The sequence below is a fragment of the Pseudomonas juntendi genome (assembly GCF_021560075.1).
Taxonomy (GTDB): Bacteria; Pseudomonadota; Gammaproteobacteria; order Pseudomonadales; family Pseudomonadaceae; genus Aquipseudomonas; species Aquipseudomonas juntendi.
Window position 1 is genome coordinate 2,823,862 of record NZ_CP091088.1, and the last position, 21,258, is coordinate 2,845,119.

General features: G+C 63.4%; 25 protein-coding genes and 1 riboswitch. Of the genes, 8 read left to right on the forward strand and 17 right to left on the reverse strand.

The genetic code is table 11. The annotated features are described in order from the left end of the window. The first annotated feature begins 11 nt into the window (after nucleotides 1–11). Nucleotides 12–611 carry a class I SAM-dependent methyltransferase gene (locus L1P09_RS13105; RefSeq protein WP_054904697.1) on the forward strand — a complete coding sequence of 200 codons (600 nt, stop codon included), beginning with the start codon at nucleotides 12–14 and terminating at the stop codon, nucleotides 609–611. Further along, complete coding sequence (locus L1P09_RS13110) at nucleotides 608–1,267, forward strand: glycosyltransferase (protein ID WP_054904698.1); 660 nt, start codon at nucleotides 608–610, stop codon at nucleotides 1,265–1,267. Before L1P09_RS13105 ends, L1P09_RS13110 begins: the two co-directional genes overlap by 4 nt. Nucleotides 1,268–1,290: 23 nt before the next feature. Here the strand turns inward: L1P09_RS13110 and ku are convergent, their stop codons facing one another. The 9 genes from ku to L1P09_RS13155 form a co-directional block, all read right to left on the reverse strand. Beyond that, nucleotides 1,291–2,112, reverse strand: a complete 822-nt coding sequence (gene ku, locus L1P09_RS13115) for a non-homologous end joining protein Ku (RefSeq protein WP_235767714.1) — start codon at nucleotides 2,110–2,112, stop codon at nucleotides 1,291–1,293. 95 nt (nucleotides 2,113–2,207) lie between these two features. Beyond that, the gene (locus tag L1P09_RS13120) at nucleotides 2,208–2,795 is read right to left on the reverse strand and encodes a 5'-methylthioadenosine/S-adenosylhomocysteine nucleosidase family protein (RefSeq protein ID WP_029886193.1); all 588 of its coding nucleotides are present in this window, start codon (nucleotides 2,793–2,795) and stop codon (nucleotides 2,208–2,210) included. An 80-nt stretch (nucleotides 2,796–2,875) separates the two neighbouring features. Beyond that, nucleotides 2,876–3,829 (reverse strand): methyltransferase, encoded by a 954-nt coding sequence (locus tag L1P09_RS13125; protein ID WP_192440073.1) that lies wholly within the window; start codon nucleotides 3,827–3,829, stop codon nucleotides 2,876–2,878. Next, a complete protein-coding gene (locus L1P09_RS13130; RefSeq protein WP_192440074.1) occupies nucleotides 3,829–5,160 on the reverse strand; it encodes an iron-containing redox enzyme family protein in 1,332 nt (443 codons plus the stop codon). The genes L1P09_RS13125 and L1P09_RS13130 overlap by 1 nt, the downstream gene beginning before the upstream one ends. Before the next feature lie 20 nt (nucleotides 5,161–5,180). Beyond that, nucleotides 5,181–5,381, reverse strand: a complete 201-nt coding sequence (locus tag L1P09_RS13135; RefSeq protein WP_009686901.1) for a hypothetical protein — start codon at nucleotides 5,379–5,381, stop codon at nucleotides 5,181–5,183. Nucleotides 5,382–5,439: 58 nt separating this feature from the next. After that, nucleotides 5,440–5,616, reverse strand: a complete 177-nt coding sequence (locus tag L1P09_RS13140) for a con-10 family general stress protein (protein ID WP_009686902.1) — start codon at nucleotides 5,614–5,616, stop codon at nucleotides 5,440–5,442. Nucleotides 5,617–5,763: 147 nt separating this feature from the next. Then, a complete protein-coding gene (locus L1P09_RS13145; RefSeq protein ID WP_235767715.1) occupies nucleotides 5,764–7,047 on the reverse strand; it encodes an NTP/NDP exchange transporter in 1,284 nt (427 codons plus the stop codon). Between the two features lie 4 nt (nucleotides 7,048–7,051). Further along, a complete protein-coding gene (locus tag L1P09_RS13150; RefSeq protein WP_192440076.1) occupies nucleotides 7,052–7,960 on the reverse strand; it encodes an aldo/keto reductase in 909 nt (302 codons plus the stop codon). Nucleotides 7,961–8,044: 84 nt separating this feature from the next. After that, complete coding sequence (locus L1P09_RS13155; RefSeq protein WP_054904704.1) at nucleotides 8,045–8,911, reverse strand: Dyp-type peroxidase; 867 nt, start codon at nucleotides 8,909–8,911, stop codon at nucleotides 8,045–8,047. 183 nt (nucleotides 8,912–9,094) lie between these two features. Between L1P09_RS13155 and L1P09_RS13160 the strand changes: the two genes are divergently transcribed. After that, nucleotides 9,095–9,988 (forward strand): bile acid:sodium symporter family protein, encoded by an 894-nt coding sequence (locus tag L1P09_RS13160; protein WP_154211342.1) that lies wholly within the window; start codon nucleotides 9,095–9,097, stop codon nucleotides 9,986–9,988. 11 nt (nucleotides 9,989–9,999) lie between these two features. On the opposite strand, the gene L1P09_RS13165 is transcribed toward L1P09_RS13160, so the two are convergent. Beyond that, the gene (locus L1P09_RS13165) at nucleotides 10,000–10,467 is read right to left on the reverse strand and encodes a sterol desaturase family protein (protein ID WP_009686908.1); all 468 of its coding nucleotides are present in this window, start codon (nucleotides 10,465–10,467) and stop codon (nucleotides 10,000–10,002) included. Between the two features lie 396 nt (nucleotides 10,468–10,863). Between L1P09_RS13165 and L1P09_RS13170 the strand changes: the two genes are divergently transcribed. The 3 genes from L1P09_RS13170 to L1P09_RS13180 all read left to right on the forward strand — a co-directional run bounded on the left by L1P09_RS13170 (nucleotide 10,864) and on the right by L1P09_RS13180 (nucleotide 12,451). Next, nucleotides 10,864–11,577 (forward strand): MgtC/SapB family protein, encoded by a 714-nt coding sequence (locus L1P09_RS13170; protein ID WP_009686909.1) that lies wholly within the window; start codon nucleotides 10,864–10,866, stop codon nucleotides 11,575–11,577. A 107-nt stretch (nucleotides 11,578–11,684) separates the two neighbouring features. Continuing rightward, the gene (locus tag L1P09_RS13175; protein WP_054904706.1) at nucleotides 11,685–12,185 is read left to right on the forward strand and encodes a DUF4142 domain-containing protein; all 501 of its coding nucleotides are present in this window, start codon (nucleotides 11,685–11,687) and stop codon (nucleotides 12,183–12,185) included. Nucleotides 12,186–12,199: 14 nt separating this feature from the next. Beyond that, a complete protein-coding gene (locus L1P09_RS13180; protein ID WP_054904707.1) occupies nucleotides 12,200–12,451 on the forward strand; it encodes a hypothetical protein in 252 nt (83 codons plus the stop codon). Between the two features lie 98 nt (nucleotides 12,452–12,549). On the opposite strand, the gene L1P09_RS13185 is transcribed toward L1P09_RS13180, so the two are convergent. Beyond that, nucleotides 12,550–12,711, reverse strand: a complete 162-nt coding sequence (locus tag L1P09_RS13185; RefSeq protein WP_235767716.1) for a DUF6021 family protein — start codon at nucleotides 12,709–12,711, stop codon at nucleotides 12,550–12,552. Between the two features lie 55 nt (nucleotides 12,712–12,766). Further along, nucleotides 12,767–13,753: a DNA-binding protein gene (locus L1P09_RS13190; RefSeq protein WP_235767717.1), complete on the reverse strand. Its 987-nt coding sequence runs from the start codon at nucleotides 13,751–13,753 to the stop codon at nucleotides 12,767–12,769. Nucleotides 13,754–14,005: 252 nt separating this feature from the next. Here L1P09_RS13190 and L1P09_RS13195 point away from each other — a divergent pair, with 252 nt between their 5' ends. Together L1P09_RS13195 and L1P09_RS13200 are read left to right on the forward strand one after the other, a co-directional pair. Next, the gene (locus tag L1P09_RS13195; RefSeq protein WP_192440080.1) at nucleotides 14,006–14,614 is read left to right on the forward strand and encodes a helix-turn-helix transcriptional regulator; all 609 of its coding nucleotides are present in this window, start codon (nucleotides 14,006–14,008) and stop codon (nucleotides 14,612–14,614) included. Nucleotides 14,615–14,731: 117 nt separating this feature from the next. Continuing rightward, nucleotides 14,732–15,733, forward strand: a complete 1,002-nt coding sequence (locus tag L1P09_RS13200; protein WP_235767718.1) for a threonine/serine dehydratase — start codon at nucleotides 14,732–14,734, stop codon at nucleotides 15,731–15,733. A gap of 48 nt (nucleotides 15,734–15,781) precedes the next feature. Here L1P09_RS13200 and codA read toward each other — a convergent pair whose 3' ends face one another. The 5 genes from codA to L1P09_RS13225 form a co-directional block, all read right to left on the reverse strand. Beyond that, entirely contained in the window at nucleotides 15,782–17,020 is a 1,239-nt protein-coding gene (gene codA / locus L1P09_RS13205) for a cytosine deaminase (RefSeq protein WP_009686916.1), read from the reverse strand. A 4-nt stretch (nucleotides 17,021–17,024) separates the two neighbouring features. Further along, entirely contained in the window at nucleotides 17,025–18,242 is a 1,218-nt protein-coding gene (locus L1P09_RS13210) for a PucR family transcriptional regulator (protein ID WP_054904711.1), read from the reverse strand. Continuing rightward, on the reverse strand, nucleotides 18,239–19,501 hold the full coding sequence (codB, locus tag L1P09_RS13215) for a cytosine permease (protein ID WP_154211343.1): 1,263 nt from the start codon (nucleotides 19,499–19,501) through the stop codon (nucleotides 18,239–18,241). The genes L1P09_RS13210 and codB overlap by 4 nt, the downstream gene beginning before the upstream one ends. A 236-nt stretch (nucleotides 19,502–19,737) precedes the next feature. Beyond that, nucleotides 19,738–20,397, reverse strand: coding sequence for a thiaminase II (gene tenA, locus L1P09_RS13220; protein ID WP_054904713.1), 660 nt, complete (start codon nucleotides 20,395–20,397; stop codon nucleotides 19,738–19,740). 2 nt (nucleotides 20,398–20,399) lie between these two features. Then, entirely contained in the window at nucleotides 20,400–21,047 is a 648-nt protein-coding gene (locus L1P09_RS13225) for a TenA family protein (protein WP_054904729.1), read from the reverse strand. Nucleotides 21,048–21,136: 89 nt separating this feature from the next. Continuing rightward, nucleotides 21,137–21,251, reverse strand: a riboswitch (TPP riboswitch). Nucleotides 21,252–21,258 lie beyond the last annotated feature (7 nt).

The following is a 21,258-nucleotide window of genomic DNA, read 5'->3' on the forward strand; positions in this document are numbered from 1 at the left end:
CTGGAGTTGTCATGAGCCTCGACCCACAGTATTTCGCCGACTTGTATGCGACCAATGAAGACCCGTGGGCTTTTCGCACCCGTTGGTACGAGAAGCGCAAGCGCGAGCTGGTCATGGCCAGCCTGCCCCGTCAATGCTACCAGCGGGTATTCGAGCCAGCCTGTGCCAACGGCGAGTTAAGTGCACTGCTGGCCGAACGCAGCGGGGAACTGCTATGCCAGGACCTCGATCCCACCGCCGTGGGGCTGGCCCGCGAACGCTTGGCTCAGGTGCACAATGCGTCTGTGGAACTGGCGCGGCTCCCGGCAGACTGGCCTGGTGGGCGCTTCGACCTGATCGTGCTGAGCGAGGTGGGCTACTACCTGGACCCCACCGACTGGCTGCAAGTCATCGAACAAGCGGTCGCCAGCCTGTCTTACGACGGCGGCCTGCTGGCATGCCACTGGAAGCACCCCATTGTCGGTTGCCCGCAGGATGGGCGTGAAGTGCATCGCATGCTGGCCCGCCACCTGCCCCTGTACAAACTGTTCCAGCATGATGAAGCGGACTTCGTGCTCGAGTACTGGTCAGCCCAGCCCAGTGTGGTCGACCTTGACGAGACTTGCCCATGATCGCCGTCGTGATTCCGGCCCACAACGAAGCCCGCCGCCTCGGCCGTTGCCTGCGTGCGGTGCTGATTGCCGCCGTGCAGGCACAGCAGGCTGGCCATCGGGTCGAGGTGCTGGTCGTGCTCGACCGCTGCAGCGATGGCAGCGCCGCCGTGGCGCGGCGTTTTGGTGTACAGGTGCTGGAGGTGGAGGCTGGCAGTGTTGGTATGGCCCGGCGGGTGGGCGCGGCGCACATGGTCGACCGTGGTGCGCGGTGGCTGGCCTGTACCGATGCCGACAGCCGGGTACCGGGGCACTGGTTGTTGTCGCAGCTGGCCTGCAGTGCCGAGGTTGTCTGTGGCACGGTACACGTCGAATACTGGCAGCCGTGGCAGACGGCCGCCCTGCGCCAGCTCTATCAAAGCCGCTACGAACAGCGCGAGGGCCACCGGCACATTCATGGCGCCAACCTGGGCGTGTGCGCCGACGCCTATGCGCGAGTCGGCGGCTTCCAGGCTTTGGCCGCCCATGAAGACGTGCAACTGGTCAGCGACCTGCAAGCCAGTGGCGCGCAGATCGTCTGGACGGCCAGGCACAGCGTGGCCACCAGCAGCCGCCGTGACAGCCGCGCCCGGGAAGGCTTTGGCGATTACCTGGCGGGGCTGCAGGCTCTGGTTTGATCGAAGCGCTTGCGGGGCTTCGCTCAGGAAGCCTTGCGCGGCTTCTTCGCCGGCTTCTTGCCGCCGAGGCTGCGTTTCAGCAGCTCGGTAAGGTCGAGGATGTCCGCACCTTTCTCGGCGCTGGCGGCCTTGCCTTTCTCAACTGTAGCGATCTTGCCTTTGCTGGCCTTTTCTTCCACCAGGTCCAGAATGGTCTGGCGGAAGGCGTCATGGTAGTCCTCGGGCTTCCACGGCCCGCTCATGTCTTCGACCAGCCGCTTGGCCATGTCCAGTTCGCGCTTGTCGACCTTGGTATCGGTCACACTGCTGTCCAGCTCCAGGGTCTCCAGCCCGCGTACTTCCTCGGGCCAGCGCAAAGTGATCATCACCAGCGCGTCATCCAGAGGGCGCAGCAGCGCCAGGTGCTGGCGGGTGTGCAGTACCACCGTGGCCAGCGCCACCTTGCCGGTTTTTTCCAGCGTCTCGCGCAGCAATGCATAGACTTTGCCGCCGCGCCGGTCGGGGGTGAGGTAATACGGGGTATCGAAGTGCTGCAGGGGTATTTCGCCAGCCTCGACAAACGAGAAGATATCGATCGTCTGGGTGGCATCAGGGCGAGCCTTGCGGATTTCCTCCTCGCTGATCACCACATAGCGGCCCTTTTCATACTCCACGCCTTTGACGATGTTGTCCTTGTCGATTTCCTTGCCGGTGACCTTGTTCACGCGCTTGTAGCCCACAGGCTCCATGCTGCGCTTGTCCAACCAGTCGAAGTCTACCCGCTCGGTGCGCACCGCAGTGTTGAGGGCCACGGGGATATGCACGAGCCCGAAGCTGATAGCGCCTTTCCAGATTGCCCGAGCCATGACACTGCTCCAAAGTTGGCTGCCGATACCAACAGTGACTGCGCTGGGTGACGAAGGTTTAATGGCATTGCCCCACGGCCACCAATGGTCGGCAATCAGAGCGCGCTGAAAAGCACACGCTTGAACGCTTCGGCCGCCAGGTGAACCTGTACGGCCCAGTCACCGGCAGCCTCGCTGCCCGCGTCATCGGAGATGTACTTCAGGCACACGAACGGAATACCTTCGCTGCGGGCGATCAAGGCCAGCACGTAGGCTTCCATGTCGACCACATCGTAAGGCGCATCGCCGTGGTTGGTTTCGAAGCTGTCGCCACTGCCGCAGGTTTCCAGGGCCAGGCCGGGTATGGCCGCACCGTGTTCGAGTAGCACCGGGGTATTCGCCAGTGGCGTCTCGTAACGGGCGAAACCCAACGGCGTCACGTCCATGTCGCGCTGCACGAAACGGTTGCAGCACACGACAGCGCCTTTGCCGTGGCGCTGGCTGCCAGCAGAACCCAGGTTGACGATCAGCCTGGGGCGGCGCACAGCGATAGCCTTGGTCAGGGCGATAGCGGCATTGACCTTGCCGATACCGGTGAACACGGTGTTCATTTCGCGGAACACCTCGCCCGCTTCGGCTTCAAGGGCGAAGACGAACAAGGTGTCCTCCAGGGAGATATCAGGGAATTGCGTGGTCAGCATCATGGTGCGGGTGGTCCGTGTGGCGGCAAGGGGCGCGCCATTGTCGGGCAACCCCGGCCAATTGCAAGTGCGCCGTACCACTTCTACAGGCGGGTAACCGTCAGGGCTACGGCGGCTATCCGCTCCACGGCTTCATAACCCGGCTCAGCCAGCTGTTCTCCGAACACATCAGGGTCGATTTCCCGATACACCCAAGAGCACGTGGTGCCGGCCAGACGCAGGCGAACAGCCTCGAGCAAGGGATCATGGCCGTCCACAATCGCCACACCGGTATACAACAGCAACGAGCCGCCCGGGGTCAGCCGCTCACGAGCCTGCTCGACAATCCGCAACGACAACGCGGCCCCCAGGGCGCCACCGCCATGCCGGTAGGTCCGCTCGCCCACATCGAGCATGTAGGGCGGGTTGGCAACGATCAGGTCGAAGTTGCCGGGCACATCGTCCAGCAGGTCACTGTGCTTCACCGAAATATTGCTGACGTCAGCCAACGCTGCATTCACGGCGGTGTAGCGCAGGGCAAGCGGGTTGATATCCACCGCAGAAACCTGCGCATGGTGCGCCGCCCGCGCGATCAGCAAGGCGCCAATGCCGGTTCCACAGCCAATGTCTACGGCATGCTCAACCCGGTTGGGGGTGTGTCGCAGGTGGTCATGGATAACCTGGGCGAAGCGGTAGCTGTCTGGGCCGAAGAACACCGCGTCCGCGGCCTCGGTCGGGTACGCGGAGTGGACCAGTATCAGGTCATCCAGCGTGGACCAGCGTATGGTGCTACGCCACACATCACCAGAAGCAGCAGTGAGGACGCCCGCGTGCTCCAGCTGGGCCATTTGATCGCCACTGAGCAGTCCGGCGCTGAACGGCCTGCTCCAGCCGAACACATCCCGCAGCGTTCGTCCCTGCTCGCCTGCGCAGCGGGCCATGACCCGCGCGTGGGTGGCCGGTGTCACGCAGGTAAACCGATAGCCATCGGCGCGCAGGCGCCGGCCCAATTGCAATAATGCACCGTCACTGGCCAGGCGTTGAGGGTCGCTGACCATTAGCGCGGTGCCTCCTGGATCATCCCTGTGGCCTGCAGATAGGCACGGGTGGCCCGCAGCCCTTCAGGCGTGGCGTGGTGGTTGCCGGCCATGCGTGCGATCAGCGCATCAATATCATGCGCGTCGACATCCACGGCCGCATCATCGGCGCATGCCGGCAACTGCCAGCTTCCGGGTAGCACGCGACGAACCCGCGACTGCCAACCTGCTGCGATCCAGTCGTGCCACAACTGCTTTTCATAGGCGGTGAACACACCGTACATAGGTGCTGACGGCCCATCCACGAGTGCCCACCAGCGGCTTTGCGCGGGTTCTTCACCGCGGCGAATCCAGCCCTGCGCCTGCAGCGCCTGCAGAAAGTGCGGCATTGCGCCAGGTTCCGCCAGCCATTGGTTGATGGTGCGCCCCTGCAGCCGGCACCGGTCTGAATGCATGAACTGGCCAAACTGGCGCTTCTGTTCCAAGGCCTGCACCAATTCCGCTTCAAGGTCGAAAAGGCTGACCAGGGTGGGTGTATCCACGCCAAGGTCATTCAGGCGGTAGCCGTGCCGTACTCGCTGGTAGAACCCGGAGGGGTCACTGCGCGGGCTGAGTTGGCGCAAGGCCTGGATTGACAGGTGGGCGTGACCGCTGGCGGCGTTGTCGATCGTGACATGCAATTGGAAATACTGGCCGTCGATGCCCAATTCGGCGAGTTCATAGGTGGTAATGAGCAAATGCAGCGGTGGTTGTTCGTAGCCGAGGTTGTAACCGATCAGCTCAGGGAGGAAGTCCTCACCGTAGCGACCCAGTGCCAGCTGCAGTGCACCCTGCAAATAGCGTTCGTCTTCAAGTTGCAACGGTTCCAGGCAACCCAGGCGGCTCATCAGCCGCTGATAGATCGCCACATGGTTCCAGCGCACATCACCGCTGCCCAATTCTTCCAGGTAGGTCCGGATCAACCCGTGGTAGCGTGGGTCTGCCCAATGCCGCAAGGTACTGTGCAACCACGCACCATCCACCGCCTTGGTCGGTGCCACCTGTTGCAGGAACCATAGCGCTTGCGCGCGCGTGGCAAAATAGCGGCGTGGCCCACCTTGCTGGCGTTGTGCCAAGTAGGCGGCAAAACCTTGAGCTACTTGCCCGGCGTGGCGCGCGCCCCAGGCTTCAAGCTCCACGGGGTCGGCTGGCAGGTCATCCGGCAAGTGCCGGGCACGCTCCAGTTGCTCATTCAACCATTGCGCGCCAGCGTTATCAGTGCCTGCCAGCAAGGCTTCGTAACGCTGTTGCAGGCTGGTTGTGGCCAGTGAGGCCGGAACTGTCGCGGCGGTCTTGCGTGTCATGACCGTCATGCCGTTTTCCTCATGCGCGTTTATTGGCTGGGTTTCTGACCTGGCATCGGTTCAGGATCGGGCGCAGGTTGGGGGGCGGGCTTTTCACTGGGTTGTTGCATTTGCAGGGACGGCTTGGTGGTGTCGGCGTCGTCTTTGCCGGGGTGGCCATTGTCTCGGTCGAAACAGCCGCCAACCAGCAACAGGGCGCCCGACAGGGCCGCCACAGGTAACCATTGCATAACGACCTCCAGGGCTACTCGATGGCAGTGCCGGTTCCCCGGCACTGCAGGGCCTCGTTTACGAGCGGCCGCCTTTGCGGCCCGATTCACTGGTTTGGCCGCCGCTGGAATGCTGCCCGCCCTTGCGGCCTGCCTCGGAGGCTTTTTCGCGGTCATTGGCGAAGTTGCCCGAGTTCTTGTTACCGCCCTGGCTGCCTTGTTGGTTGCCGGTACGGCTATTGTCTTTAGTGGCCATGGTCTGAAACCTCATATGATTTCGGGATGCACGGCTTCAGCGCCGTACATGAATTCGGAGTACAGGCTCGGGTCGGGATTCGTTTCAATTGGCAGGCTTCGGACCGGTGGCGTTAAATAAGCGGCAAGTCCTTATTTGGCGCGCCTTTCAGTCGCGCGGCGGGTTATCCATATTGGCCTGACGGCGGCCAAGCCAAGCGCCGGTGGCCGCCCAGGCCACGGCCATTACTGCCCCAATCAGCATGGCCAGTTGCGGGTGTTCGCCCATCACGTCCAGGGCACGCTTGAGCCAGCCACTGAGGGCGTCGCCACCCCGGTACACCACGGTGTCGATGAAGTTCTTGGCCTTGTACTTGTCCTCGGCCGGCAACACGGTGAACAGCATCTCGCGCCCCGGTCGTACCAGCGCATACTCCCCTGCACGGCGCACCACCATGACCATTACGAACACCGCGAACACCGGTGCCAGCGCCAGCCACAAGAAGCCCACTGCCATCACCAGCGGCACGGCCATCAGCAATATGCCTACCCCCAGGCGACGTGCCAGCCGCCCGGTGAGGAAGACTTGCGTGAGGATGGCCAAGGCTTGCACAACGCTGTCGATCAAGCCGAACACCTGGGTTTGCCGGGTAGGGTCGGTGAAAGTCTGGCTGACGATGCGTGCCTGCTCGAAGTACAGGAAGGTACTGACACTTGCCAGTAACACCACGAACAGCGCAATGCCCAACAGATAAGGCGAGCGCAGTACCGCAGTGGCACCGGCCAGTGGGTTGCCGCCCAGCGGCCTTGCGGCGCTGCGCTCGGCATGCGCTGGCAACGGATGCCGCTGTCGCCAGCGCTGCAGAAACAGGCTTGCCCCGACGCTGCCGAGCAGGAATACCGCCGCCAGCAGCAGCAACCCGGCATGGCCCAGCGGCGCCACCAGTAGCGCGCCCAGGATCGGCCCGCTGAGGCCACCCAGGCTGGCCCCGGCGGCCAACAGGCCGAACAGGCGCTTGCCTTGGGCCGTAGAAAACAGGTCGGCGAGCACGCTCCAGGCCAGCGAGATGGTCAGCAGGTTGAACACCGAAAGCCAGATGTAGAACGCCCTCGCCGCCCACAGGTTGCCTGGCGTGCGGGTAAACAACACGGCGAACAGCAGCAGGTTGCTGACAAAAAAACCATAGGTACAAGGCAGGATGAACCGGCGTTGCACGCCACTGGCCAGCCAGCCGAACACCGGCAGGCATGCCAAGCTGGCGATGAAGGTTCCGGTGAACAACCACTGCAGGTTGTCAACGCCACCGGCAACGCCCATGGTTTCGCGCACAGGGCGCAGCATGAAGTAACCGGTAAACAGGCAATAGAACAGCAGCAAGCCGGCGATAACCGCCGGGCCTTCGCCGGGCTGTATGTTCAGCCCTTGATCCAGGCGCCGCCGCCAGGCAGTCATACGCTCAGGTGAATTGCCTGATCAGCGCCTGTTGCTGCGCCTGGGTAAGCAGTGGGCCGTGGCCAGCCTTGAGCTGGTCGAGCTGGCGATCTGGCCGACCCGTGGCGGGAATTACCGTCGTCACCGCCGGGTGGCTGATGGCGAACTTGAGAAACAGCTGCGCCCAGCTGCCGATGCCCGCTTCAGCGGCCCAGCCGGGCAACGGCTGGTCTTTGACGCGGGTGAACAGGCGCCCATCGTCGAACGCGCGGTTGATCAGCACCGCCACACCCCGCTCCTGGCACAACGGCAGCAATTCACGGGCCGCCTGGGGGGCACTGACCGAGTAGTTGATCTGGATGAAATCCAGCGCCTCGCTGCGCACCAGCTCGGCGACCTCGGCGTGGCCACTGTTCAGGTAATGGGTGATCCCCACATAGCGGGTTTTGCCCTGCTGCTTGAGTTCGCGCGCGTAGGGCAGTTGGGTTCGCCAGTCACGCAGGTTGTGCACCTGCAACAGGTCGACCTTGTCGGTACGCAGCCGCTTCAGGCTGTCAGCCCATTGCGCTTGGGCTTCTGCGCGGCTGTCGGCGGCAATCTTGGTGGCAATGAAACAGCGTGAATGCCAACCCCCCTCCTCCAGCAATTGGCCAAGAATGCTGTCGGCGCCACCGTAATTGGGCGAGGTGTCGATCACCCGCCCGCCACCGTCGAAAAAGGCCTTGAGCACTGCCCGCAGTTGCTGGTAGGCAGCCGAACCGGCTTCAACCTCGAAACTGCCGGAAGTCCCGGCGCCAATGACCGGCAGCGCTTCACCGCTGGACGGTACGGCGCGGGTCAACATGCCTGCCGGCGTGGCCGCGTGCAACCAAGGGGCGCTGGCCAATAGGCCTAACGTAGCACCCGCGCGTAGGACATCACGACGTGCATACATGGAAAAGCTCCCGTCATGCCAGGGAAAATTGCAAGGCTAGTCGCTCTACCCGGCGCGCGTGGGCGTTTCTGTGTCCGGATGTTTTTACCTGCCCTGCAGCAGCGGGCTCAGGTCGACACCGGTGGCGCTGATTGGCGGGCACCAGTAGTAGCCGCCGCTCAGGGGCCGGCTGAAGCGGTACAGGCCGTCGATGATGCCGTCCTCCAGGCCACTCATGCGCCGCAGTTGCACTTCGAAGGCATCGAAGCTGCGGCCCAGGGCAACGAAGGCCAGGCCGGCGCCGCGCTGATCGGCCCAGGATACCGAGCGGCGCACCATGAAGGCCTCGGGCTCGTAGCTTTCCTGGGCAGTACGCTTGACGTGTGCCGACTCGGGCGCGTCGTCGAGTTCTTCGTTGTCACTGAGGCGGCGGCCCATGATGTTGTCCTGGTCGGCCTGGGGCAGCGACTTGAAGTACGCCAGGTCGTGCTTCCACAGCTGAAACGCAGCAAAGCTGGAACCATCGGCAGCGATCGCTGCCTGCACCGCATCCTCGTCCACCGGGTTCTCAGTGCCGTCTTCGTACCCGGTCAGGTCCAGCCCACCTCGGTGCAGGAAACCGTCAACGCTGTCGGCCAGGCGCAGGGCCGGCGCCAACGCCTGCTCCAGTGCCTGGGCCCGCAGCAGCAGGTCGCCCCGCTCATTGCCACGCAGCCACAGCCACAACGCATGCTGGGTGCTGGGGTTCTCTACCGCCGCATCCAGCAGCGGGAAAGGACGCAGGCCAGGTACTTCACGCCCCAGGGCTTTGGCCATGGGCGCGCCTACGCCCAGAATCACCTGCACGCCATCGACCTGCGGTAGCAAGGCATCGAGGGCGGCAGGCAACGCCTCGGGCGATTGCAGGGTGAAGAACAGGTGGCGGGCGTGGGCCGGCACCGGGGTGGCAAGCAGACCTTGCTGGAACGGCATGACAGGCTAATCCTCGAAAAAGGCGGCATGCTACTGCGCCTGCGGGCTTGCTGCAACGCGCCATACAGCGCCGATGAGGGATGTCTCTGGTAACAAATGGTTACCAAGAGCTGGCTCTTTGCAATTACCTATCCACCCCGGCCCACCTAGACTGCTTCGGATCCTTCGCCCGAGAGACTACCGATGACCGCCTCGCCCCTGCTCACCGCCGTTCTGCCCCTGGCCCTGGGCATCATCATGCTGGGCCTTGGCCTGTCGTTGACCTTGGCCGACTTCGCACGGGTAGTGAAATACCCCAAGCCCGTGGTGGTGGGCCTGGCCTGCCAGATTCTGCTGTTACCGCTGGTGTGCTTCCTGATCGCCAACGGTTTTGGCCTGGAGTCGGCGCTGGCGGTGGGGTTGATGTTGCTGGCCGCTTCGCCGGGCGGCACCACGGCGAACCTGTTCAGCCACCTGGCACATGGCGATGTGGCGTTGAATATCACCCTCACAGCGGTCAACTCATTGATCGCGATTCTCACCATGCCGCTGCTGGTCAACCTGTCGTTGAGCTGGTTCATGGCGTCGGACCAGGCCATACCGCTGCAGTTCGCCAAGGTCATGCAGGTGTTCGCCATTGTTCTGCTGCCGGTGGCGCTGGGTATGCTGATTCGCCGCTTTGCCCCCGCGTTTGCCGCGGGCATGCAAAAGCCGATGAAGCTGGTGGCGGCATTGTTTCTGGCATTCACCATTGTCCTGGCGCTGGCCAAGGACTGGCAGACGGTGGTCGAGTACGCACCGGTCGTGGGCCTGGCGGCGCTGCTGTTCAACATCTTGAGCCTGGCGGTGGGCTACTGGGTGCCGCGCCTGCTCAACATCCCCAAGCGCCAGGCCATCGCCATCGGCATGGAAATCGGCATACACAACGGCACGTTGGCCATTGCCCTGGCGCTGAGCCCGTCGCTGCTGAACAACCCGACCATGGCAGTGCCGGCAGCACTGTACAGCCTGATCATGTTCTTCACCGCCGCCGGTTTCGGCTGGTGGGTGAGCCGTGGGCACGCCGTGGCGCAGCCTGAAGGCGGCACCGCCGGGTAACGGCCAGGCAGTCAGCGCCGGTTGCGCTTGCCCCGCAGTTGCTGTTTCAACACCTTCAACGGCGGCGCGTAGAAGAAACCGAACGACACCCCTCCGGTGCGCCCCTTCACTGCATGGTGCAGCCGGTGCGCCCGGTACAGGCGTTTGAGGTAGCGGTTGACCGGCCGTGGCCGGCGCGGCCAGTGCCGATGAAAGAAACCATCATGGGCCAGTACATAAAGTACGCCATAGCCCGCCACGCCACCGCCCACCCACTGCAGCGGCGCATGGCCGCCCTTGCCCAGGGCGATCAGGGCGGCGGCTATCAGCGCCAGCGCCAGCAGGTAGAGGTCATTGGTTTCGAGCATGCCCAGCTGTGGCTCATGGTGCGAGCGGTGCAAGCACCAGCCCCAGCCATGCATGATGTACTTGTGGGCCAGCGTGCCTACGCCCTCCATGGCCACCAGGGTGCCGAACAGCACGGTCAGATTGAGCAGCATGGAACGGTCCGGGTGATCGCATAGGGTGGCGCAAGGTTACCGGCTGATGGTTTTTTTTTCCATGTGGCAGGCGCTGCCGCAGGGCATGTGCCGATTAAGCCATTGTCATCTTTGCACCCTTGACCGGCTTTGCCGCGGGGCGTATGGTCCGCGTCGCAATTTAGCCATCCCAACAGGAGACCCGCTTTGGACAGTAGCCCCAGTCGCTTGCGACAGGCCCACGTGGCGCGCTAGCCCGGCAGTGTCCTCTACTGTCTGGCCAGCCTGGCAAGACGGTGGTTTCGTGTAACCCCCGCTTCACCTCCCTCCCCCCGTGGTCCTGCGCATCTTTCTGGTTTTTCAACCGCGCCCAGTGATGGCGCTCATGCGGGCCTGTGCCCGTGGAAGAGGTGAGCTATGGATTGGAACGTTTTTCTGCTGCGCGTCAGTGTCGCGTTGCTGCTAGGGGCGCTGATCGGCGCCGAACGCCAGTTGCGCCAGCGCCTGACCGGGCTGCGCACCAATGCACTGGTCAGTACCGGGGCCTGCCTGTTCGTGCTGATGACCCAGGCAGTGCCCGGCATGGCCGCTGCCGATGCCTCACGCGTTGCCGCTTATGTGGTCTCGGGCATTGGTTTTCTCGGCGGCGGGGTGATCATGCGCGACGGCTTCAATGTGCGCGGCCTGAATACCGCCGCCACCCTGTGGTGCACGGCAGCGGTCGGTGTCTTGTGCAGCCTGGGGCTGTTGCTGGAGGCCGCGCTGGGCAGCCTGGTGGTGCTGTGCGCGAATATCCTGCTGCGCGACATCGCCCAACGCCTTGACCGCCAGGGCGTGGTGCCCGCCAGCGAGCACGAACAGCATTTCGAAGTGCGCATCGTCTGCCGCGCCGAGGACGAGATCCAAGTGCGCAGCCTGATGCTGCACAGCCTGGCCGAACCGCAGCTACGCCTGCAGTCGCTGCAAAGTGCCGACCTGGACAACCCGGCCAGGCTTGAGGTGCGTGCAGAGCTGTTGGGCACCGCCCAGGCACCGGCGCAGTTGGAGCGCCTGGTCAGCCGGGTCAGCCTGGAAAAGGGCGTGAGTTCGGTGCGTTGGCAACTCCAGCAACAGGTGCTGGCCGTGGATTGAGCGCCACCGGGTTCGCTGCCGGTGGTGAAAAAGATTAAACCTTTGCCCTGCCCCGCCCCTCAACCGTACGCGACACTGAGGTCGCGCCAAGGTTTAAGGAGTGAAGCATGAGCAGTCTTTTCATCAAGCGGGTCGGGTTATCGATGGTGCTGGGCCTGGTATCGGCCCACACGCTGGCAGCCAGCTCCAATGATTTCGTCGATGCAGCGGTCGAATCCGGCATCGCCGAAGTGGTTACCGGCAACCTGGCCCAGGAGAAAAGCCAGAACGCAGAGATCAAGAGCTTCGCCCAGCAAATGGTCACCGACCATACCCAGGCCAACCAGAAGCTCGGCGACATCGCCCGTAAACTGGATATTTCGGTACCCGACGACGCGGCGATGACCGACAAGGTCAAGAAGATGATCCTGGAATGGCGTGACGAGTCGTTCGACAAGTCTTACCTCAACAACCAGGTCGATGCGCACGAGAAAGCGGTCGAGCTGTTCAAGAAAGAAGCTGCGTCCTCCGACAAGGCTGAGCTGAAGGCCTTCGCCAGCGAAACCTTGCCCAAGCTGGAACAGCACCTGGAGCACGCCAAGGCACTACAGGCCAAACACGCTAAGTGAACGTGAGGTTCGACATGAGTAACGATGCACTGAAAAGCGAAGTACTCACCCGCCTGCTGCATGCTCACCCACAGGGGCTGGGCAAGGAAGTGCTGGACAACTATCGTGGCGAGAAGGCCGTTGCAGGCATGCTCAAGACCCTACAGGACGACGGCCTGATTCATGATGGCAGCGTGGTGGTCAGCAGTGACCACCAAATCAGCGTCCAGTACCCCATCAAGCTGTCGGCGGCCGGTGTGGACGCCGCCAGGCGGGCCGAGGGCTAAGCGCTGGCAAACCGGGGATTTGCGCCGCCTGGCCTCACAGCCCGGGCAAATCCCTCGGTAAACTCGCCAGCCCATTTCGCTGAGCTGGCGGGCATTCCCTATTTCTTCTCCACATCCCTGGGTGGTTTAGCGGGGCCCTGCGGGTCAATCTGCGGATCGTCGAGGTCCGGCGAATCCGGGTCGAAACCCAGGTCACTCTGCTTGTCCGCCTGCTCCGACGAGTGCGGCCCCTGTTTGTGCGGTGATTGTTTATCAGGCATGGCGCTATCTCCTTGAGGTGTTTAGGGAAGAAAGCGCTGCCACGAAAAAGTTTGATTAACCTGCTGCTTCGGCCACCAGCGCCCGGCACTGCGCCAACGCCTCGTCACGCTCGCGCAGTTGTTCCTCGAAGTGTTTCAGCTGCCGTGCTTGCTCGGTACACAGCTCGCGCCGTTGTTCCAGGCTCTGTGCCTGGGTCTCCAGTTGCCGGCGCATTTCCTCACTGGCGCCCTGCGCCTGCGCCAGGATCGTGCGCAAACCCTGGATCTGCGCATCACGTTGCTCCAGCAATTCCCCCTGCGCCCGGCATTCGCTGGCCACTTGGCGCTGCTCACCGAGCAAGCGCTCGTTATCGCGGTGCAGGCGGGTCAGTTCGTCCTGCTTGACGATCATGCCCTGCTGCAATTGGCGCACTTCCACCTGCAACTGCTGCAATTGCGCCTCGTGCCGGCGTTGTTCCTGCTCGCGCTGCTCACGGCTGGCGCTGCGGTAATGCTCGAGGGCGTCGCGGGCATGGCGGTGCTTGTCTTCCAGTGACTGGATCTGTTCGTCCTTGTCTGCCAGGCGCAGCTGGAGTTCGCCCAGCGACTGGTTGAGGCTCGCACTGCGTAGCTGTTCGGCCTGCAACGTGCTTTGCGTGGTCAGCAGCCGCTCGGATTCGGCAGCCAGTGCCGCGGCATCGATCTGGTGCTGCTGATGCGCTGCGGCCAGGGCTTGCTGCGCGCTTTCGAGCTGCGCCTGCAGCTGTTCACGCTGCTGGGTAAACGTGCTTTCGGCCTGCTCGATGGTCAGATCGGCCTCGTCCTGCAACTGGGTCGCCAATTGCCCAACCATGCGGGCCAGCACCTCACTCAATGCAACGCCACCTTCCGAGGCAACCGGCTGCTGGCCGTTCAGCTCCTTGAGGTAGCGATGAATGGTGGTCTTCGAACCGGTATTGCCCAGTTCGATACGAATGGCATCGATGCTGGGGTTTTCGCCCCGGGCTATCAGCGCCTGGCGTGCCTGCTGCACCACCACCTTGTTTATGCCGCCCCGGGCCATGAGTGCTCCTACAATTTCGTACTGTGTTATGTAGCATGTAATTACGTACTGATTATGCCAATGACGGCCTTGGTCAGTAAAGTTTTTCTCACATGGAATAATCGCGGCTTATCGCATGTGAGGGGTGAATTTGTGTGTTTGGTAGTGCTGGCAGCGGTACGAGGCTCTGCAACCACCCGCCTTGTGTCCCAGTTGCTTTGCCGCCACCATGAAGGTCCGGTTCCTGCCCCTGCGAAAAAGCACCCGAAACAAATGACCCTGGATAACTACAAGGCAATTGCCGACAGCATCGCGCTGTTGCTGTACCCGCACGCGGAAGTCATCGTCCACGACCTGCGCAGCCAGACAGTGGTGCACATCGCCAACAACTTCTCCCAACGCACCTTGGGTGACGACTCGGCGATCGATCATGAACTGGGCGACTTGCTCCAGGGCACGAACCTTGGCCCTTACGAGAAACTCAACTGGAACGGCCAGAAGGTCCGTTCGATCAGCACCGTGCTGCGCAATGCCCAGGGCGAAGCCGAGCACCTGATGTGCATCAACCTGAACGTGTCGGTACTGGAGCAGGCCCGTGTTGCGCTGGATGCGTTTTTCCAGATGAGCCGGCTGGTGCCGCAACCGGACGCATTGTTCCGCAATGACTGGCAGGAACGCATCAACACTTTCCTGCATGGCTGGCTGCAGGCGCGCAACCTGTCACTGCAAACGCTGCGCATGAAGGACAAGCGCAGCCTGGTGCAGGCGCTGCATGCCGAGGGCGCGTTCCAAGGCCGCAGTGGCGTGGACTATGTGGCCAACGTACTGAGCATGGGGCGCGCGACCGTGTACAAGTACCTGAAAGAGCTCAAGGCCCTTTAAACCCGCTATCGCCGGCTTGCTGGGATGAGCACCGCGACGCATGTGCACGCCTGCTTGTCTCGAATAGAATAAACGTCTACGGTAGACGAATATTCCATCTCTATGTAGGTTTACAGCATGGCAGCCACTCCCGCTCTTGCGCCCATTATCGATGCCACCCAGTTGGATGGGCTTTTTCGGTCCATAAAGGATGCCCATGCGGCACTGCGCCCTGCCGTCAGTGTGACGCCACTGACCCGCAGCGCCCGCCTCTCGGAGCAGACCGGTTGCGATGTGCTGCTTAAATGCGAACACCTGCAGCACACCGGTTCGTTCAAGTTTCGCGGCGCCAGCAACAAGATCCGCCTGCTGCCAACCCAACAGCGGGCTGCCGGTGTGATCGCCGCGTCTTCGGGCAACCACGGGCAGGCGTTGGCAATGGCCGGCAACGCCGCTGGGGTGCCGGTGACGGTGTACAGCGCCGCTTCAGCGTCGGCCTACAAGCTGGCAGCGATGCGTGCCTTGGGCGCCGAAGTCATCTGCCTGCCCACCGACCCATTGGGTGCAGAACTGGAGGCCGCCAGGCAAGCGCGGCTGCGGGGTGTGCCGTTCGTGTCGCCGTACAACGACCTGCAGGTCATCGCAGGCCAAGGCACCCTCGCAATGGAGTTGTTCGAGCAGGCACCCGACCTGGACGCGGTATTCGTCGCGGTGGGCGGCGGCGGGCTGATTGCCGGTATCGGCGCCGCCCTGCGCGTGCTCAAGCCGGGCACCGAAATCATTGGTTGCTGGCCCGAAAATGACCCCGCATTGGCGCGCTCGCTACAGGCGGGTGAGATCATCGAAGTACAGGCGCGCCAAACCCTTTCCGACGGCACCGCCGGTGGCATCGAGCCAGGTGCTGTCAGCTTCCCGCTGTGCCAGGCGCTGGTCACCGGGACGGTGCTGGTCAGCGAGGACGAAATCCGTGCAGCCATGCGCGACATCGCCCGCCACGAGCGCTGGATCATCGAAGGCGCTGCGGCAGTTGCCGTCGCCGGCATGCAGAAATTGGCCAGGCAGTACCAAGGCAAGCGGGTTGCGGTGGTCCTGTGTGGCCGCAACATTGTTCTGGACAAGTTCCTCGAAGCGGTCGGGTGACAGCTGACGCCAGGGCCCGACATAGCGCCGGGCCCCAACCTCAACCGCTCAGAGCAGGCGCTGCACCTGGGCTGGCGTGCGCTGCATCAGCACCTTGCCATGGCGCACCGAGACCAGCGCATGCCCCTGGCTGCGCACCATCTCGTAGTCATCGGGTGCCGACAGCAGCAGCAGGTTGGCTGGGCGCCCCACCTCGATGCCATAGTGCTCGCCAAGGTTCAGGGTGCGGGCGCTGTTGTCCGTGATCAGGTCCAGGCAACGCTGCAAGTCTTCGTAGCCGAGCATGTGGCAGATGTGCAGCCCGGCTTCGAGAATGCGCAGGATGTTGCCGTTGCCCAGCGGGTACCACGGGTCCACGATGGAGTCCTGGCCAAAGCACACGTTCATGCCGGCGCGGTCGATCTCGGCTACCCGGGTAACCCCACGGCGCTTGGGGTAGTTGTCGAAGCGCCCTTGCAAATGGATGCTTTCGGTTGGGCAAGACACGAAGTTGATGCCCGACAGCTTCAACAGGCGGAACAGCTTGTAGCAGTAAGCGTTGTCATACGAACCCATCGCCACGGTATGGCTGGCGGTGACCCGGGCGCCCATGCCACGTACCCGGGCTTCCTCGGCCAGAACTTCAAGAAAACGTGACTGCGGGTCGTCGGTTTCGTCGCAGTGCACGTCTACCAGGCAGCCGCTGCGCTCGGCCAGGTCCATCAGGAATTTTATCGACGACACGCCCTGGTCGCGGGTGTTCTCGAAATGCGGAATGCCCCCCACCACGTCGGCACCAATGGCCACCGCTTCGGTCATCAATGCCCTGCCGTTGGCATACGACTCGATGCCTTCCTGCGGAAACGCGACGATCTGCAGGTCGACCAGCCCGCGGACTTCGTCGCGTACCTCGACCATGGCCTTGAGCGCGGTAAGCGTCGGGTCGGTGACATCGACATGCGTGCGCACATGCTGGATACCGTGGTCCACCAGCATGCCAATGGTTTTCTTGGCGCGGGCCTTGATGTCATCGTGGGTGGTGAACTGCTTGCGCTCGGCCCAGCACTCGATGCCCTCGAACAGCGTACCGCTCATGTTCCACCTCGGCTCACCGGCCGTCAGCGTGGCGTCAAGGTGGATGTGCGGCTCGACAAAGGGCGCTACCACCAGGTTCTGTGCAGCGTCCAGGTCGCCGGGCGCCTGCGCCACCACGTTTGCCTGCGGCACGATTGCGCTGATGCGCTCGCCAGCAAGTTCAATGCGGAACAAGCCGGGTTTGCCGCGCAGCCGGGCGTTGATGATGTTCATGCGGTTACTCCTTGCCGTGGGCTTCGCTCATGCGCCATACCAACATGGCGACCGAAGCATTCATGCGAAAAAGCGGGTCGTCGATCGACTGCCCGCTCAGTTGTTCGATGCGCTGTATGCGCTGATTGACAGTGTTACGGTGCAGGCCCAGGCGCTGGGCGGCTTTGAGGCTGTTGCCATTTTCCATGAGCAAGGCGTCGAGGGTGTGGACCAATGCAGTGGCTTGCTTACGCCCTGGTGCCAGCAGCGGGCCAAGGGTACGGCTGACGAAATCGTCGATCAGCGAGCGGTCGACGATGCCCTGTAGCAAGCGCAGCACGCCCAGCTCACTGAAATTGCAGTAACCACTGGCCGGGCGCAGGTGCCGGGCCACATCCAGTGCCTGGCGCGCTTCATTCAAGGCCTGGCGGTAGTGTGCACAGTCTTCGGCAAGGCTGGAAAGCCCCATGTACAGGCTTAACTCGCCGGCCACCCCTTGCAATTGCCGGTACAACCCGGCCAATCGTTCCGGCAGGTCTTGGGTGTCGGCCAGCAACACCACGAACAGGTCACCGGGCAGGTGCGCCGTGACGCTGCCCGGCTGCTGCCGGCACCAGGCTTGCAGTTGGTCCTCCAGGGCCTGGCGGGTGTGCTGCCAGCGCCGCTCGCCGAGCGTCAGCCCCAACCGCTGGAACAGCTCATCGACCCCGGCCAGGCGCAAGGCCAGCAGTCGGCGCGGCTCATCCAGCGCCAATTGCAGGTGCGCAGCGCGCTGCCGGGCAATCGCCAGGCTTGGGTAATCGCCACTGAGCAGTTGGCCGAGGATGTCGTTGCGCGAGCGGCGAACCTGGGTCATCTGCACCAGCGCAGTACCGATCAAGTGGGTGACCACCACCATTTTCAGGGCGTAAGGCTGTTCGATCAGTGGCAAACCCAGCTGCTCGGCACGGGCAATCACTGCAGGCGCAATGTGCTGGATGAAACTGCCGCCGGTGAGGATTACCAGCCCGGCAATGCCGACGGCGTCGCCGTCTTCGACCAGCGCAAGCAGGTTGGCCTCACCCCGTGGGTGGTTGATGCCGGTGACGAACACCAGCTCGCCGCCCATCACCCATTCGGCGATACCTTCGTTTTCTGCCACATAAGGCCAGCGTACCCGCCGTTGCAGGTTGCGCGCCCCGGCGCGCACGCTCATCTCGTGCAGGCCGGGCAGCTGCAGGATTTCTTCCAGCGCCAGGCTCACGGTTCGACGCCCGCCTGGGCCGCTGCGCGGCGCCCGCCCAGCTCAAGCACGACGATGTAGCACAGCGCCGAGGCGCCGATACCCACCAGCGGTGCCACCCAAGGCGACGCGTAGGCCAGTACGGCGCCAACGGCGTAGGCCAACAGCCCGACCAGGTTGTAACGGGGCAGCGTTGCAGTGCCCAGCGCCGGGTATTTGCCACGGTGGCGGTACCAGAAATCGGCCATGATCACGCCACCCACCGGTGGAATGATCGAACCCAGCAGCACCAGGAACGGGATCAGCATCTCGTACATCCCACCCATGGCCAGCACGATACCCACAGCGGCCGCCAACAGGGTCGCCGTGCGCCGCCGCTCGCTGCGCAGCAGGTGGCACGCGGCAGCCGAAACGTTGTAGATGGTCGGCCCCTGGATGGTCCACAGGTTCAGGCACAGCATGACCACTGCGGCAAAGGACAAGCCCTGCAGCATCATCACCTCGACGATATCGGCCTGCTGGTAGACCATGGCGCACCAGGCGCCTGCCACCACCATCAGGCCGTTGCCCAGCAGGAACGCGACCACACTGGCGCTTACCGCTACCCGCCCGCTGCGCGACAGGCGTGTCCAGTTGGTCGCCTGGGTGGCGCCGCTGGCAAAGGTGCCGAACACCATGGTCACTGCCGCGGAAAACGTCATGGTCTCATGCGGTACCACCGCCGCCAGGCCGGCGAACCCACCGGCATCCCGGGTGGCGATGTACATCGACACCAACAGCAGCACGAACATCAGCGGCACCGAAACCCGGGCCAGCACATCCAGCCCCTTGAAACCGAGGATGGCGGTGATGCTGAAGCCCAGGCCGAACACCACCATCAACGGCAGGCTGAAACCCTCTGCCAGGCCAAGCAACTTGACCAGCACGATCGCCACCGTGGCGGTGCCCCAGGCGTACCAGCCCAGTTCGGCGAAGCCCAGCAGGAAGTCGGACAGCCGGCTGCCTGCCTCCCCGAAACAGAAACGCCCCATCAACACCGTGTTCAGGCCGCTACGCGAGGCAATGAAGGCCAACGCGGCGGCATACAGCGCAAGCAAGCTGTTACCGAGGGTGGCGACCCATAGCATGTCGGCGAAACTGAACGCCATGCCCAGTTTGCCGCCGGCAAACATGGTGCCGGTGAAGAAGGTGAAACTGAACAGGACCATGGTGATCGGCAGCAGGCCCTTGCGGGCTGATGGCGGCGCTTCGCTGAGTGGAAATTCGCTGGGTGAGCTCATTGCACGGGGCTCCAGGTTGTAGTTGGGAGCAGCTGGAGCAAGATGCGGGCCGCTTTTTGCGGCCGCCAAACAGCGAAAAAACCGGGCATGCAGCCCATTGGTGCATGTGCACAGTGACCAGTAAAGCCGGGTTTTAGCCCGGTGAAAGTGTGCGGCTCGACTTCTTTTGAGGCATTCATGCACCAAAGCGGTTCCGGGCTGAGTAGTAACCACCCAGCCCGACACCGCACGCAACGTTATGCCGCCCCGTCCAGCCCCATCTGCCAGAAATCCGCTTCCAGGCTGGAGGCCTGGGCGAAAATGGCTGCCAGTTCGGCAAAACGCTGCTCGGTCATGCTGCGTGCTGCCAGCTCGTCGAGGTGCCGGCGAGCTGCCGCAGCCACGCCCTGGTAGGCTGTACCCGCGTACTCGCCAATCCACTCGCGGTACGGGTGGCCGCTCAAGTCGCCAATCTGTTCGGCCAGGGCGCGGCCGATTTCGGCATAGCCGACCACGCAGGGGGCCAGTGCCACCTGCAGCTCCAGCAGGTCCCCGGCAGCGCCGCAGTCCAGCACGTAACGGGTGTAGGCCACGGTGGCCTGATGCTCGGGCGCCGCTTCAATGTCGGCCTGGCTCAACCCCCAGCGCGCGCATAGCCGCAGGTGCAGCTCGGTTTCATCGAGAATGGCCGCGAGCGTGGTCTGTGCGGCACGAATGTCCGCCGGGCGTCGGCTTTTGTAGGCAGCCAGCGCCCAGGCCCGGGCAAACTGGACCAGGAACAGGTAGTCCTGCACCAGGTAGGTACGAAACGCTTGCTCGCTCAACGTGCCCGCGCCCATCTGCTGCACGAAGTCGTGCGTGACATAGCGGGCCCAGGGGCGGTTGGCGGCGGTTTTCAGGCGCTCGAAGATATCCATGCTCACTGGCCCTCCGGGTAGATAGCATCGAAGAAGGCCAGCTCCAGTGCCACGGTGCGTTGGTAGAAGTCACTGGCCAGCGCCGCCGCCTGCGGGCCTACCCGGTCCAGTTCAGCCTGCAGGAAGGCAACGAAGTCCTGGAAGGCCGGATTGTCATGCAGCGTGATCCATTCGGCATGGACAAAGTTCTCCGGCAAAGGCTTTGGCGCTTTAAGCGCCCAGTCCAGATACAGGCCCTCGGCAACGTTGAGCACCGCCAGCGCCGCCGCGTAGGAGCGGGTGGCGGCCGCTTCGCGCATGATCGCCTTGAAACCGGCGGTGGGTGCGGTATCGGCGGGTTCGCGCCGTTGCGCCGGGCTGACATCCAGCGCCTCGAACGCGCGCAGGAAATAGGTGTTCTCGTCGCTGCAGATCATGCCGGCAAAGCGGCCGAAGCGCAGCCGGGCCTCGAAGGTATCGGCGGTGGCGATGGCGGCACCGAGCAAGGTCAGGAAGCTGTCGAGAAAGCGGTGGTCCTGCACCAGGTAGTCGATCATGACCGGCGCCGGCAGGCTGCCGTCGCACAGTTGGGTCACGAAACGGTGGCCAACGGCGGCCGACCAGGTCGGTTCGCTGTGGCGGCGCAGGGTCTGGCTGAAGCGTTCGGTCATGGTGCTGTCCTTGTGGGGGGATGGCAGCGAGACCTTGGCACTGGGCATGGACGAGCCTCGCATGTGAGGCCGGCAAAAAGGCAGGTAACGACACGTATCGAGCCCATCCCTTCGCCGGCATGATCCGGATCAGGTTCGAAGGGTCACCGCGCTGCGATGCTCAGCGGTTTCTCAGCCCGTTGCCGGGCTCCCCTTGGTCGCGCTCAGGTAT